Source organism: Natrinema gelatinilyticum, from assembly GCF_024266705.1.
GTDB lineage: Archaea > Halobacteriota > Halobacteria > Halobacteriales > Natrialbaceae > Natrinema > Natrinema gelatinilyticum.
Map to the genome: position 1 here is coordinate 2022445 of NZ_CP100756.1, position 13862 is coordinate 2036306.

Genomic DNA, 13862 nt, shown 5'->3' on the forward strand with positions numbered 1-13862 from the left:
GCTCCTGATCGGGAGCGGTCGTCTTCACGATGCTCGATGAACTTGTCAAAGAAACCGTTCATCGGCTTGTTTCGATCGGATTGTTGACTTCGGTGCGTCGAGCCAGCCCGTGTCTGCATCACTCGGAACATCGAAGTCGGGGACGAACGGTTTGATATCCAGTAACGGCGTCTGATCGATGACGTCGATTCCCCGAACAGTTACTTTGTGATCTGTGACGGAATCGATCTCGACAACAGAGAGTCCGATCGGATTTGGACGCTGCGGTGCCCGCGTGGCGAAAACACCTCGTTTTTCGTCGTCGAGAAACGGCTCAACCTGCAAGGAAGCAGTGTCAGCAGATGCGTGAAAATGATACAGCAAGATACAGTGAGAAAACCCGTTCAGATCCTGCAACCCATCCGCGTATAACTCATATACCTCGACGATCCCGACTACGGCATCTGTCCCAACCGGTTGGATCGGCATTCCGTCCGGCGATTCGAACGGCGTCCGAATCACTCCAATCGACTCGTACTCGAACTGGTCTTCAGGCACGTCTCTCGTTTGGTCTTCGAGTGAGAAATCAGTGTCGTGACAGGCTCGGCCCCTTCCGTCCCGAATCGGTGCTCCCTCATTGAGTGAAAATCTGATGGGGTGAGGTGTCCCTTAAGAATCCGCCTCCGTTTTGTGCCGAATTGGTCGAGGACGCATTCGATCTACGGTTCGCGACAGCGGTTCGAGGATAGCGGCTCTTTGAGACCAATATTCGGTACGTATTCGCGGAGGAGCGACCGCCAGTGTACGGAACCGACCGGTCAGTCGTTACCGTCTGGGAAGCAGTTGAACTCGATGGTAACGAAGTCGATAGTTTCGCCATCCGTGTTCACTGCGACGACCCGATACCGACCGTGGAACGGTCGGTGGCCGAGCGATTGCTCGTACAGGAGCTGTCCCTCGTTTACGCCTACTTTGTTCGCCATCAGTTCGGCGTCCTCCGCCGCAACTGGAATCGTGTACGCCAGCGCGCCGGACGCGTCGTACACGTCAAGGCTGTCGATATCCTTTTCTCGGACGTCGTCGACGGACAGTGGAACCGCGAGCCTCACGTTGTCGTCTTCGACCGTCCCGCGAGCGCCATTGTTGAGAACGTCCCCGTCGCCGTGAGCAAGGGCGTTCGTATGACAATCGACCGTGTCGAAACTACCGACCGTGTTGGAGCCACTCGATGCCGATCCGCTACAGCCGGCCATTCCGGCGACGGCCGCACTGCCGACGATGGCCAGCAATCCTCGTCTCGAAGACATACAGTAAACTTCTAATTTGACAGGAAATATATTTCGGTTCCGCTAACTCGGAATACTTGATTTGTGTAGCGACTGCGGCGCGAGAGACACGCTCGCTATGCAGCAAGCACACCGCTACGTATCGGTATTCTCGGGGTGCATTCGCCGATCACGTTCCAGGAACGGAGAACGCGGCGAGGAACATCCCGATGGGCAGAGTTTAATCCGTTCGTCCGGAGATTCCGGATATGCCGGTCCGCCGAGTTCGTGACGCGGTCGACGCTGTCCCGAAGCAGACGGCGCTGGTCGTCGGGCTAATCAGCGGCTCGCAGTTCGCTAATCACGCGTTTCTCGTCCTCCTCCCACCCATCCTCCCGCTCCTCTCTTCGGACCTCGGCGTCTCCATCGCGATGTTAGGAGTGGCTCTCGGCGCGCAGGCGCTGGTCAACACCGCGTTCCAACTTCCGTTCGGATATCTGGGGGACCACTACGACCGGACGATCGCACTCGCGCTCTCGTCAGTGTTGGGCGCGGCTGGCGCCATCGTCACGGCGCTCGCAACCAATTTCCCCGAACTCCTCGTCGGTCAGGTCGTCCTCGGCATCGGCGTCGCTGGCCATCACCCCGCCCACTATCCACTGCTATCTGATGCGACGACGGAGGACACGCGCGGCCGCGCGTTTGCTGTATACAACTTCGGCGGTAGCCTCGGGTTCGCGACGCCGCCAGTATTCATCACGGCGATCATCTCGATTCCGGGGTTAACGTGGCGCCACGCCATCGGCACGCTGGGCCTGATCGGCCTCGTGTACGCGGTAGTCATCACGGCCGTCTTCGCTTGGCGTGTCGACGACGATATCTCTGCCCCGAACGTCGAGCCGTCGGCGGCCGAGGACCCACTGACCGATCGAATCCGTTCAGAGCTTCGGACGCTCGTCTCCGAACCGGGTATCCTCGCGGTGGCGGTCCTCGCGCTATTCGCGTCGACCGCCAACTGGGGTGTGACCTCCTACGCCGTCGTGTTCCTGACGGACGTGTACGGCCTGTCGCTGGGTCTCGCGAACCTGACGCTGACGGGTCTGTTCGTCGTGGGGGCGGGCGCAATCCTTGCCGGCGGATATCTCACCGACCGGTTCGGCGGTGGCCGGGTCCTCATCGTCAGTTTCCTCGGCTTCACGGCTCTGGTAGGCCTCATCGCAGCACGCCTCGTCCCCGCAACGGTCGCAGTCGGGTTGTTCCTCGTGCTGGGCGCCGTGCGGAGCATGGCCGGCCCCGCTCGAGACGAACTGACCGAACGGCTCGCCGCCCGAGGGACCGTCGCGAAGAGCTTCGCCATCGTTACCATCGGTATCATGCTGGGAAGCACGATCGCGCCACCGGCCTTCGGCTACATCATCCAGTGGATCGGCGTCGAGGCGGCGTTCGTCGCTGTGGCTGGCGTCGGCCTCGCGTCGACTGTCGTCACGCTGTTCGTCGTCGCCGAGTTCGCCGACGCTCGACGGGGGACGTCGGCGGCCGGAGACTGATCGGGACGTTCGGAGCGAGACAGAGAGCAGGTACGTTGTGACGGCGAATACAGGGACACCAATACCCGCAGTCCCGAAGAAACGGCGGTAACAACTGTCGTTGAGAGGGGGATAGACGAACGGACGGGGTGCTGTGAACTCCGTTTATAGATAGTTCCATTCCCGAGTTGAATAGCGTTTCAAGACACCGGACCGCAACAGTCGGACCGGGCCCGAACGATGGACGTGACAAACGCCGCCGAAAAGACCGAGTGGGACCATCCAGCTCAGGTGACGAGGACACCGCTCTCAGAGAGTGTCGAGAGCGTGTTCGACGGGAATACCGTCCGCTCGGCCGAAGTCACGTTTCGATCGGGCGAACGAACCACGTTCCACACTCACGGCGGCATACAGGTGCTGTCCGTCACCGAGGGGGTGGGAATCGTGGCGACGCGTGACGAAGAGCACGAGGTATCGCAAGGTGATCTGATCGTCTTTCCTCCGGCGAAGAACACTGGCACGGGACCGAAGAAGACGCGACGGCTCCGTTCAGCCACGTCTCTTTCCTCGCAGAATCGGGAGCCGGTCAGCTGACGGTTCTCGAGTCTCCGTGAGCCCGGAACGTAGGCGTTCGACTGAAACGGGGGAGTCGCCAGCGACCGAGACGCGCCACCTGTTCAGCAGTAGCTAAGCGTTCTATTCGGCTACTGTCACGACCTGAGTGCTGAGTACTGGGGGTGAGTTCATCAAACAGGCCCGTCAGAAAACTCACTCATCTATCCGGCGGTGACTGCACGCAGAAGCCGTTCCCCTGGGGGTCGCGCATGACCGTCCAGGTCTCGGTGTACGGTCCAGTCGTTTCGGTATTGGTCTCGACGACTGATGCCCCGAGTTCTGTGAGCCGTTCGACCTCGCCCTCACGGTCGCCAGCATTGAGGTCGAGGTGGATCGGGATGTGGTCTGGCGACGAGCGGGGCATTTTCTTGAAATATAGTCGGGGACCGTGGCCCTCTGGGTCGATGGCCGCCGCGGCCGCGTTGACGTCCCCGTCTTCGGCCTCGATAGCCTCGAGCAGTCCTGGCGGGGCCTCCTGGATTTCGTAGCCCACTGCTGCCGCCCAGAACTCGGCAAGGCGTCCAGGGTCGTCACAGGCAAAGGTGATGTTGGTGAGCGTTGCCATGGTCTATAGTCGGTGTTCACCTCGATAACTGTTCACCGCGGACGATTTCTTTTGAGAGTAGTGCTGATAGAAGACACTGTCAGATACGCGTCCTGTATGTAGCACGAATCTATCACAACTACAGTTACCTGACAGAGGTGTCAACGTCAGGTCGACACAGCTCCCTCCTGGCTGTTTCGGGAACCGATTCCGAGACTGAATATCTCGAGCGTGTTATCACAAAGCCGCCACAATCGAGGCCAGCACGTTCTCTTCCAGAGTACTAACAATAGATATAAGTATCGACAATTCGAATCGAAGACTGGAAGTCAATCTCCAGTATAGGGGACGTCATCGAAACGTCCCGGGTGATAGGAGCACCCGAGACTCGGCTTCCGCCCCACGGAAGGAACGGTTGCCATGATTCCGTTGATTCTACCGGGATATAAACGTCCCGCACGGCAGTCGAATCGCCAGCCACGACCGGCCTCGAGTCCGGTGTCGAACCCAAACCGAATCGTGAGGGTCGGTCGATGAGTAGCGACCCCACAACGGATGATCGCGCGGCGAGTGGTCGCGACGGAGGCGACGACTCGTCGTCGGTGCTCCTCGAGTGTCCGACCTGTTACGATCCGGTCCTGTTCGCCATCGTCACGGGCCGTCAGAGTGGCACCGTCGAACCTTGCGGCTGTGGCGTGCCGCCGGACCTGTTCGACCGCATACGGGAGGAGTAGGCGGGCCGGGGCTCGAGCGGCTTGCGCACGCCCCCACGTCTCGACCGCTTCGTCAGTCGTCGGCGGTGTAGGCCCCGCTTCGATGTTCGATTCGGTGTACCTCGAGGACAGAAGTATCTGCCGTGTTGAATAGCGATCCAATCGGCTGATATCACGGGTTAGAAGGGCGAAGCCGAGGAAATCGATTCTGACCTATGGAAGTCGATCTCCTCGACTTCGTTGAGCAGTGTCGGCACCTAGCCAAACAAGCGTTGGGGAAGCACGCGGGCGAGCCCGCCAGCGGCGGGTTCGCCCGCTGGGTGCACGTCGTTCTGCACTGTTTCCGGCTCGAAGACGGCCACAGCTACCGTGAAACGCCGAATCGGCTGAAGTACATGACCGAGATTCGTGATGTGCTCGGCTTAGACCGAGACGATCTTCCTGAGTTCACCACGATCTACAAATCGTTCGACCGTCTCAAAATGTGGGTGTGGCGGCCGTTGCTGCGCGTTTCAGCGCAGCAACACCCGCAGTCTGGTCACGCAGCTCTCGACAGTACGTTCTTCGACCGCCGCTCAGCCTCCTCGTACTACCGCCAGCGGTCTGGAAGTGACGTGCAGACGCTGAAAGTGACGACATTAACCGATGTAGACTCACTCGCTGTTCTCGACGTGCATATCTCAACACGGTGGAAACACGATACGAAGACTGGGCCGCAGGTCGTCCGCCGGAACGCGGACGACCTGCTGTCCGTCTCGGCTGACAAAGCCTTCCACAACTGGCACACCAAGTACGAATTCTATGCGCTCGGTGTCGAACCGCTCATCTTACAACGTGGATCGAGACCACTCACGGTAGGACATAACGCGCTCATCCGGGCAAAAGGCTACTCACAGTGCTGGATGGCCGAAACTCAGTACTTCACAAAGCCGTTAATTGAGAAGTCCGCTTGCTGAGTTGTGTCCAAGCAAGCAAAGCAAGCGGACGGTTCAATCCACGAGGACCAGCTCCTTAACTTCCTCGTCAACTCCATTGACGAGGAAGTCGATCTTGACCTCGGCAAGAATGCTGAGGTCGACGCAGAAGACATCTACGAGGTCCTCGTCGGCGCATGCGCCGACGGGACCTCGGTCTCCAAACTCTGTGAGAACAGCGCAGACTCGCCCCACGAAAACACGGTTCTGTACCACCTCCGCGAGAAATTCGAGCTCAAGTCGGTTGAACGAGCCGGGAACGCGCTCCTTCAGAAGAACGTGCTTGAGGTCCTTCCTGAGCAGGTGGAGGTCGTCGCCGACCTCCACCTGCGGCCCTACTATGGTGATGAAAACGACACAGACGGTCTCTATCACTCGGAAGCGAAACGTGGAACCACTGCGTTCCATGCCTATGCCACTCTCTACGCGCGTGTACAGAACAAGCGCTATACGCTGGCGGTGCGTCGTCTCACCGACGGCGACACCGCCAGCAGCGTCCTTGCTGAGTTTCTCGGGATTCTCGACGGCCTTGACCTCAGCGTCAAGGCCGTCTATCTTGACCGTGAATTTTACGATAGCAAGTGTCTCACGCTGCTTCAGGCGCACAACCACGCCTACGTGATGCCGATCATCCGTTGGGGACAGACGATCAAGCAGGAACTCTCGGAAGGTTGGAGCCGCGTCATCCAGCATGATCTGACGGCGAAACTCGACGGTCACAGCTGGACCGTCGAGTTTCCCGTCTACATCGACTGTTCCTACCAAAACGGGCGGTACGACGAACATGGGGTGGCGCGTCACGGCTACGCCGCTGACGCGCCGTTTATCGACTCACCACGCGACGCCCGATACCACTACGCGAAACGCTTCGCTATCGAGGCGACGTACCGGCTCTCCGAGCAAAGCATTGCAACGACGACAACGCAAAATCCGGTGGTTCGGCTGTTGTACGTCGTGGTGAGTCTGCTGTTACAGAACGTTTGGCGGTACTTGCACTGGGAATATGTGGCGACGCCCCGCCGTGGCGGGCGTCGCCTCTGGTCCTGGTCTTTCAAGGAGTTCATCAAGATGGTGTGCCGGGCAGCATGGACGGCCCTCGCGGTGCGTCGGGCCGTCCCTGCAAATCGGCCACCGGACGATCGGTTCCACCGCTAACGCTCGACCGAGCCAGCCTCTCTGCGAGTGGCAACGCCGTCGCGTCGGCGGCTGACCGCCGCCGACAGCGACGACTCTGTTCAATCTTCGGTCAGAACTACCGTTAATCACTACCGATCAGGACAAAACTGCGGCTTCAGCCTGAGTGAGCAGGGACGCTTTGTGAGGTACTGAAACTTCCTACTCAACGACGAAGCGCTCGCTCGGCGACGCCGTGCGAGCGCTGGGCTGGTATCGACAGTTTCGTGAGATCGTCCTCATGTTCGCCATCGCCAATATAGAACCGCTCTGTGAGCCACTCTAACTATGATTCAGTAGCTATTCAACACGGCAGAAGTATCGTCGCTGAGGATACACGCGAGGCGATACTGTCCGATTCGAAGTTTTGAGAAGGGACCGCCGGTCAGCGACTCGAGAGAGTCGTCCGGATCACGCCGTTCTGCGTCCACGACTTCGTCGAGTTTCGAGACGATGCGGTCCTGGACGTGCGGATCGAGTCCATCGAATTGATCGGCGGCACGGTGCGTGAATTTCCAGGTCCAGTCCCCGTCACTCGTCAGCCTCGTCCCGATTCATCATCTCGATAACGTCATCTCGCGAAACTAACCTCCGAAGAACTCGAGTCGAGCGCGTTCGTATTTCCTCGCTATCATTGTCACTAGTAGCACACTTTCTGATTATTCTCCCGTCGCCGACTCTCTATCATTGCTTCTCGAGGGTAGCGGTTTCTCTGTATCGAGCAAGAATGCGGGTTCGGACGCGGGTCCGGGAGTCGATCTAGCCGAGTTCCTCGTCCAGGATCAGCCGCGTCTTCGTGCTCACGACCTCGTCCTGGTCGCGGGCTTTCGTGATGAGATCGTTGACCCCGCGCGTGTCCGCGGCGTCGACGACGAGGACGATGTCCTGTTCGCCCGAGACCATCCAGACGAAGTCGACCTCCTCCCACTCGGCCATCCGTTCCGAGACCTCTTTCGTGTCGACGTCGACCGCGACACCAATCTCGAGCATCGCCTGGACGTTCCCCGTTCGGGTCGAGATGGTAAAGCGCTCGATGACGTCTTCGTCCATCATGCGCTCGACGCGGTTGCGGACGGTCCCTTCGCTCGTCCCGACTACGCTTGCGATCTCTGTGTACGGCGTCCGGGCGTCCCGCCGGAGAACATCGAGGATCTGTCGGTCCAGGTCGTCCATGGGGATGCGTACCTACGTGTGACGTGCACTTACCGATTACGAAAATCGTAACTGAGCTTCGAAGACAACACTTATGATGGTCCAAACGATACGTAGTTCGTAATGACGGAAGCCTACGTCGCACTGGAAGGCGGCCATGTACTCGAGGGTCGTGGTCGTGCGTCGGGAACGGCTCGTGGGGAACTCGTCTTCACAACAGCGTATTCGGGCTACGAGGAAAGTCTGACGGATCCCTCCTACGAGGAGCAGATCCTGACCTTTTCGTACCCGCTGATCGGTAACTACGGCGTCCGCGAGGAACGATTCGAGGACGATCGCGTTCACCCGCGTGCCGTCCTCGCGAAGGAACTCACGGATGACGTCGCCGAGTGGCTCGAAGGCGAGGGCGTTCCGGCCGTCGACCACCTCGACACTCGCGAGGTCGTCACGGACATCCGCGACGGCGGTGCGATGAAGTGCGGGATCGCCGTCGGCGAGGATGTCACGGAGGAGGACGCGCTGGCCGAACTCGAACAGTGCAAGGCGATGAGCGACCACACTGACATCGGCGCGCAGGTCAGCGTCGACGAACCGACCGTCCACGGCGCGGACAACGACGGCGAGACGGTGGCCCTGATCGACTGCGGCGCGAAGGGCTCGATCGTCGACTCGCTGCTCGAGCGCGAGGCGACCGTTCACGTCCTGCCCTACGACGCGTCCGTTGCGGACGTCGAGGCCGTCGACCCGGGCGTGCTGTTCATCTCGAACGGCCCCGGCGACCCGGTCAACTTCGAGGAAGCGATCGAACTCGTCGAGGCGTTCGTCGAGGACACGCCCGTCGCCGGCATCTGTCTCGGCCAGCAGATCGTCGCCGAGGCGCTCGGCGGATCCACGGAGAAGATGACGTTCGGCCACCGCGGCGTCAACCAGCCCGTCCTTGATCTCGAGTCCAAGCAGGTCGTCATGACCACCCAGAACCACGGCTACACCGTCGCCGACCCCGGCGACCACCTCGAAGTCACCCAGATCAACGTCAACGACGACACGCCCGAAGGGATCGACGGCATCGAATACGACGTCATTACCCGCCAGTATCACCCCGAAGCGAACCCTGGCCCCGAAGACACCCTCGACTTCTTCGACGACGTTCTCGCCATGGCTTCCGGCCGAGAAAACGCTCGAGCGGTCCCCGCCGACGACTGATCGTCGGCGCTCGACTGCGGAGTCTCGATTTCTTCTGCGAGTCGCCGTTGGCGGAGTCCATCGTCCGTCTTTAGGTCACTGTTGGCGGAGTCCATTTTCTGCGCCACGCGCCTGTCGGAATCGTCCACCCATTCCTCGAGCAGGCGGGACACGCAGAATTGGCTGCTCGAGGAGTGTCGGTCGCGCCTTGAACGATATCAATTCTCGATTGCTGGGAACGCGGGACACCCGTTATATGCGCGCCACGACTAGCACCGAATACGTCCACCGACAGGACGACCACGAGCTACCGATGACTGAAACGCGCCAGAAGATCAGAGCGCACGTCGGTTCGAACGCCGGCGTCCACTTCAACGAACTCGTCAGAAGATCCGACTTCGCACCGGGGCAGATTCAGTATCACGTCCGGCGGCTACTCGAGGAGGACCGCCTCGTCCGCGAGGAGTTCTACGGCCGGACCCACTACTACCCGCCGGAGTACGACGAGTGGGAGCGGGCCGCACTGGCGCTGTTCCGCCGGGAAACCGCCCGCGAAATCGTCGTCTACCTGATCGAACACGAGCAGGCCGCACCAGCCGACGTCGCGGATGCGATCGGGATCGCTCGCAGTACGCTCGAGTACCACCTCGACCGGCTGGTCGACCACGACATCGTCGAGAAGCGCTACGCCGAGCGAAACCGCGTCGTCCTCGAACTCGCCACTCCCGAAGCGACGGGCCGACTCCTGACGACGGTGACGCCGACCGTTCCCGACCGGCTCGTCGATCGGTTTTCCCGACTCGTCGACGACCTACTCGCGGGCACGCCCGACTCCACGTAGCCGACGCTCGACCGGTCTTCGGACCGCAGTTCGCCGATCGCACGACCACGATCGATCCGTTCTCTCCGGCGCAATTCGTCGGCCCGCGTTCCGTCACCGCATACCCGGAACATCCTCGAGTTCGTTGTAGTGGTTGCTCATCACGTTCAGCGTCGCGATCAGCGCGCCGAGGACGACGGGGCCGTAGAACAGACCCATGATGCCGAACGCGTAGACGCCGCCGAGGACGCCGAGAATGATGACGGCGGGGTTCAGGTCGGCGTAGCGATCGACGAGAATCGGTCGCAGGTAATCGTCCGAGAGGCCGACGACGACCGTGCTGTAGGCGAACAGCGCCACGGCGAGAAACGGCTCGCCCGTCGTAAAGAGGAAGATAACGGCCGGTCCCCAGACCAGAAACGAGCCGACCAGCGGAATCAACGAGAGGATGATCATAATCACCGTCCAGAACGCGGCGTTCGGCACGCCGGTCGCGACCAACCCCAGACCGGCGATGGTCCCCTGAATAATCGCGATCAGGACGTGACCCGCGAGGACGGCCCACATGACCGCATCTAGTTCCCGGTAGAAATCGTTCTGGGCCTCGTCCGGCAGCGGCGTCAGATCCCGAATCCAGGAAAGCAGCGCGCTCCCGTCTTTGAGCAGGTAGTAGAGCAAAAAGATTGCAACCCCGAGCCCGATCACGGTGTGGGTGAGCACGCTGAACCAGGCGGTCGACTGTTCGAGGAGAATCCCGCCGACCCCCTGTGCCGACTCGGCGAGCGTAGCCGTCAGGTCGACGCTCATACCCGTTCGCGCCTCGATGAACCGTTCCAGTTCGGCGGTCTGGATCGCGTCCGCGTCAGCATTCTCGATGAGTCGCCGGGCGTCACTCGCGACTGCCGCGACGATGACGATCAACGGAACGACGACGCCGGCGACGGCGAGCAAGACGAGTGCGAGCGCGGCGATCGGAGGCGAGGCTCGCCGCTCGAGGCGCTCTTGGACCGGATAGAGGACGTACGCGACGAGGATGGCGCCGAGGATGTACTGACCGAACGGGAGGACGAGAAGCAGCGAGAGATACGCGAAGATCCCGACGAGGACGAGGAGAAATCCCTTGCTGAGATTCACACCGATAATTTTGACGCTCGAGGGAATAAAACCACTCCTTAAACCTATCTGTCTGTTGGATTGTCGTCAGAAGCCGTCACACGGCTTCAAGGGCTTGGTTAGTGAACTCCTATTCGAATGTCGACTCAGCTCGATCCCCTTTCGCTCTCGGCCGATCTCCTCTATACCGTCAAGACCGAGGGCGACGCCGATCCGCTGCGGGAGCGCCTCGCCGCCCTCGAGCGGTCACAGCTAAAGCGGGCGATCGACAATCGCGAGGGAAAACTCGCGTTCTGGCTCAACTGCTACAACGCGTACGCCCAGCTCATTCTGGAAGACGAGGAGACCGAGCTGCACGAAGGCGGACTGCTCGATCGCTGGAAGTTCTTCGTCCGCGATCGGGTCCCCATCAGCGGGGTCTGGCTGAGTCTCAACGACATCGAACACGGGCTGCTCCGAAGTTCGAAACACCCGTGGGGATTCGGCTACCTCCCGCGGCTGTTCCCCTCCTCGTTCGAACGGGAGTTCCGCCTCGAGGAGTGTGATCCCAGGGTACACTTCGCACTGAGTCACGGCGCCGAACACTGCCCGCCGATCGCAGTCTACTCGCCGCGTGACGTCGACGAAGAACTCGACATCGCCATCGAGTGGTTTTTAGAAGAGAACGTCACCTACGACGTCGAAGAAAACGTCGCGACGGTCCCGCGGCGCTTCTGGCAGTACCGTGGCGACTTCGGCGGTGCCCGCGGCATCGTCGCGTTCCTTCGGGAGTACAACGCTGTCCCGACCGACACGACACCCTCGCTCGAGTACGAGCGGGTCGACCGATCCGCAGACCTCGACGTGGACATGGACGGCGACGATATTCGGCCCTAGTTCGTCTCGCGGCGGGCCGCGGTTCCGGTTCGCAGCCGAATCGTTCGGGCCCAGAGCCGCGCCATTTCAGTTCTCTCGGTTGCACGATCCCGATGGCTCGGCTTCGTGGTCGCCGGAATCTCAGTCACGTCGCTCTATCGTCGCCGTCGACGCGCTTCGGATCACGCTCCGTGCGGCCCGCTCGGCGTTCGATCGCGACACGTATCCCTCGCCGCTGTCGGCGACGATGTTTCCGTTCCAGTGGACGAGCCGCCAGCGCCACTCACCCGCGTTGTCCTCGTAGACCTCGAAGCGGCTGGTCCGCCCGGCTTCGCTCGTCCGGTCTGTCTCTCCGGCGTCGGATTGCTCCACCGCCGCCGTCTCGGCCGTCACGTCGATGACGGTCGGCTCGTCGGCTTCCGCCGTCTCATCAGTTGCATCTCGGTCGGCAATCTGGATGCTCGAGCCCTCGACGTCGTCCCACTCCAGGTCGAGTTCCAGTTTGGCGAGCGATGGCGTTGCGGTCGGGTCACGCGCTGCGCCGACCGCGACCGTGACTCGCTGCGGGAGTATAATGCTGGCAACCCGGTCGTCGCTGTCCAGGCGAACGGGCCGTCCGTCCTCGAATGCGGTCGCTAACTCGCGGAGGTCGGCGGCGAATTCTTCGCGATCGTACGCGCACTCGAGGTCGAACCAGTCCGCGCCCGACTTTCCCCCTCTGTCCCTGTCGTCCGGTGCATCGACCATGCCGAAACTACGGGAGCCGCGGGCTTGTAGTTCCTGCCCTGTTCCCGGAAACTGCCGCCGAATTCGCGCGACCGCTCGAGCGCGGGCGGTGGGCTCTCGATCGGCACGCGATGGACCGTCGACAGCCGATCGCCGGCGGGCGGCCCATCGGCGCACGATGGGTCCCGGTCCCGCCTCGGGATGTGGTCGATCGAACCATCGGGGTAGTCGGAGCGTTTTTGCCGCAGCGCTGCCTTCGCTCGCCCGTGACTTCCCGCGACTGGCGTGCCGACCGGGCGTTCGTCTTCGACCGCGACGCGTTCACCTGCCGACACTGCGGCACCGTCGGCGAGGACGAGCCGACGAGCCTCCGGTCCTATCCGGTCGGCGACATCTCTCTCGAGGGCGATGTCCACGAGAGTGCGCTCGTGACGGTCTGTTGCGCCTGTTTTACCGTACTCGAACCCTCGCCGTCGACGGAAACGGTCGCCGGAGGAGACCTGTTCGACTTCGTCCGCGACACCACGCGCGTCCAGGGCGGAACGATCTCCGACGTCGCCGACTTCGCATCGGTCGCGACGTCGCTTCCCGACTCGCTCGAGTCCGCCGTCGACGACGAGACGGACGTGGACCTCGATGCCTCGGTCGCGAAGTACCGCCGCGCCCGTCGAGACGTCGTGCTCGCACTCGACCTCGTCGACGCCCGCCTCGAGCGCCTCGCCGCCTCCGAGACCGCCGTGGATTCCGACGTTCGGCCCGCACTCGCTGCGTTTTCCGAAACTGCGGCGCAGCTGCAGCGAACCCTCCGCGAGGTCGTCGCGTCGAGCGAAACCGTCGCGACCGGGCTCGACCGCTGTCACGGGTGTTTCGCCTCCCTCGAGCGGAGCGAGGACGAGACCTGCCCGAACTGTGGACTCGTCGTTCACCAGACGGTCGACTGGGAGCACGACGACGGAACCGTCGCCTTCGACCGACTCTTCGCGACGATCAACGAGACGCTTCAGGGGGCGTCCCAGACGACCGAGACGCTGACCGACCGGACGATGACGCTGGCCGAGCAGTTGGTCGACACGTAACGACAGCTGCGACGACGAGTGTCTCGACGGTCATCGCTCGAAACGGAGCGTCGGTGGTCGCGTGGCTCAGCGGAGCCACGATCCGTGGCGTCGCCGACTGACGATGCCGGTTCCACAGAGCGAGACCAGAGAGCGTACAATCACATGTG

The 13862-nt window shown here is 61.5% G+C and carries 15 protein-coding genes and 2 pseudogenes; 10 read left to right on the plus strand and 7 right to left on the minus strand.

The window, feature by feature from the left end:
• Positions 1 to 45: 45 nt before the first annotated feature.
• Entirely contained in the window at positions 46 to 537 is a 492-nt protein-coding gene (gene tsaA, locus NJU76_RS09830) for a tRNA (N6-threonylcarbamoyladenosine(37)-N6)-methyltransferase TrmO (RefSeq protein WP_254528013.1), read from the minus strand.
• Between the two features lie 260 nt (positions 538 to 797).
• Positions 798 to 1286 carry a hypothetical protein gene (locus NJU76_RS09835; RefSeq protein ID WP_254528015.1) on the minus strand — a complete coding sequence of 163 codons (489 nt, stop codon included), beginning with the start codon at positions 1284 to 1286 and terminating at the stop codon, positions 798 to 800.
• A 227-nt stretch (positions 1287 to 1513) separates the two neighbouring features.
• Here NJU76_RS09835 and NJU76_RS09840 point away from each other — a divergent pair, with 227 nt between their 5' ends.
• Together NJU76_RS09840 and NJU76_RS09845 are read left to right on the plus strand one after the other, a co-directional pair.
• Positions 1514 to 2791 carry an MFS transporter gene (locus tag NJU76_RS09840; protein ID WP_254528016.1) on the plus strand — a complete coding sequence of 426 codons (1278 nt, stop codon included), beginning with the start codon at positions 1514 to 1516 and terminating at the stop codon, positions 2789 to 2791.
• A gap of 219 nt (positions 2792 to 3010) precedes the next feature.
• A complete protein-coding gene (locus NJU76_RS09845; protein WP_254528018.1) occupies positions 3011 to 3364 on the plus strand; it encodes an AraC family ligand binding domain-containing protein in 354 nt (117 codons plus the stop codon).
• A gap of 178 nt (positions 3365 to 3542) precedes the next feature.
• On the opposite strand, the gene NJU76_RS09850 is transcribed toward NJU76_RS09845, so the two are convergent.
• A complete protein-coding gene (locus NJU76_RS09850; protein ID WP_254528020.1) occupies positions 3543 to 3950 on the minus strand; it encodes a VOC family protein in 408 nt (135 codons plus the stop codon).
• Between the two features lie 512 nt (positions 3951 to 4462).
• Between NJU76_RS09850 and NJU76_RS09855 the strand changes: the two genes are divergently transcribed.
• The 4 genes and pseudogenes from NJU76_RS09855 to NJU76_RS09870 form a co-directional block, all read left to right on the plus strand.
• On the plus strand, positions 4463 to 4663 hold the full coding sequence (locus NJU76_RS09855) for a hypothetical protein (protein WP_254528022.1): 201 nt from the start codon (positions 4463 to 4465) through the stop codon (positions 4661 to 4663).
• A 194-nt stretch (positions 4664 to 4857) separates the two neighbouring features.
• Positions 4858 to 5568, plus strand: a pseudogene (locus NJU76_RS09860) (transposase); the annotation flags it as partial.
• 33 nt (positions 5569 to 5601) lie between these two features.
• The gene (locus tag NJU76_RS09865) at positions 5602 to 6771 is read left to right on the plus strand and encodes an ISH3 family transposase (RefSeq protein ID WP_254528024.1); all 1170 of its coding nucleotides are present in this window, start codon (positions 5602 to 5604) and stop codon (positions 6769 to 6771) included.
• A 172-nt stretch (positions 6772 to 6943) separates the two neighbouring features.
• A pseudogene (locus NJU76_RS09870) lies at positions 6944 to 7075 on the plus strand (IS5/IS1182 family transposase); the annotation flags it as partial.
• A gap of 7 nt (positions 7076 to 7082) precedes the next feature.
• On the opposite strand, the gene NJU76_RS26895 reads toward NJU76_RS09870, so the two are convergent.
• On the minus strand, positions 7083 to 7331 hold the full coding sequence (locus tag NJU76_RS26895) for a type II toxin-antitoxin system RelE family toxin (RefSeq protein WP_345781949.1): 249 nt from the start codon (positions 7329 to 7331) through the stop codon (positions 7083 to 7085).
• 217 nt (positions 7332 to 7548) lie between these two features.
• Entirely contained in the window at positions 7549 to 7962 is a 414-nt protein-coding gene (locus NJU76_RS09875) for an Lrp/AsnC family transcriptional regulator (RefSeq protein ID WP_254528026.1), read from the minus strand.
• A 102-nt stretch (positions 7963 to 8064) separates the two neighbouring features.
• Here NJU76_RS09875 and carA point away from each other — a divergent pair, with 102 nt between their 5' ends.
• Both carA and NJU76_RS09885 read left to right on the plus strand, forming a co-directional pair.
• Entirely contained in the window at positions 8065 to 9144 is a 1080-nt protein-coding gene (gene carA, locus NJU76_RS09880; protein WP_254528032.1) for a glutamine-hydrolyzing carbamoyl-phosphate synthase small subunit, read from the plus strand.
• A 292-nt stretch (positions 9145 to 9436) separates the two neighbouring features.
• Complete coding sequence (locus NJU76_RS09885; RefSeq protein ID WP_254532450.1) at positions 9437 to 9964, plus strand: winged helix-turn-helix transcriptional regulator; 528 nt, start codon at positions 9437 to 9439, stop codon at positions 9962 to 9964.
• Positions 9965 to 10057: 93 nt separating this feature from the next.
• Here NJU76_RS09885 and NJU76_RS09890 read toward each other — a convergent pair whose 3' ends face one another.
• Positions 10058 to 11077, minus strand: a complete 1020-nt coding sequence (locus NJU76_RS09890; RefSeq protein ID WP_254528034.1) for an AI-2E family transporter — start codon at positions 11075 to 11077, stop codon at positions 10058 to 10060.
• Positions 11078 to 11194: 117 nt separating this feature from the next.
• On the opposite strand from NJU76_RS09890, the gene NJU76_RS09895 reads away from it, so the two are divergent.
• Positions 11195 to 11932: a DUF547 domain-containing protein gene (locus NJU76_RS09895; RefSeq protein ID WP_254528036.1), complete on the plus strand. Its 738-nt coding sequence runs from the start codon at positions 11195 to 11197 to the stop codon at positions 11930 to 11932.
• Positions 11933 to 12052: 120 nt separating this feature from the next.
• Here the strand turns inward: NJU76_RS09895 and NJU76_RS09900 are convergent, their stop codons facing one another.
• A complete protein-coding gene (locus tag NJU76_RS09900) occupies positions 12053 to 12658 on the minus strand; it encodes an amphi-Trp domain-containing protein (RefSeq protein WP_254528038.1) in 606 nt (201 codons plus the stop codon).
• 245 nt (positions 12659 to 12903) lie between these two features.
• Between NJU76_RS09900 and NJU76_RS09905 the strand changes: the two genes are divergently transcribed.
• Positions 12904 to 13713, plus strand: a complete 810-nt coding sequence (locus tag NJU76_RS09905; protein ID WP_254528040.1) for an HNH endonuclease — start codon at positions 12904 to 12906, stop codon at positions 13711 to 13713.
• The last annotated feature ends 149 nt before the right edge of the window (positions 13714 to 13862 follow it).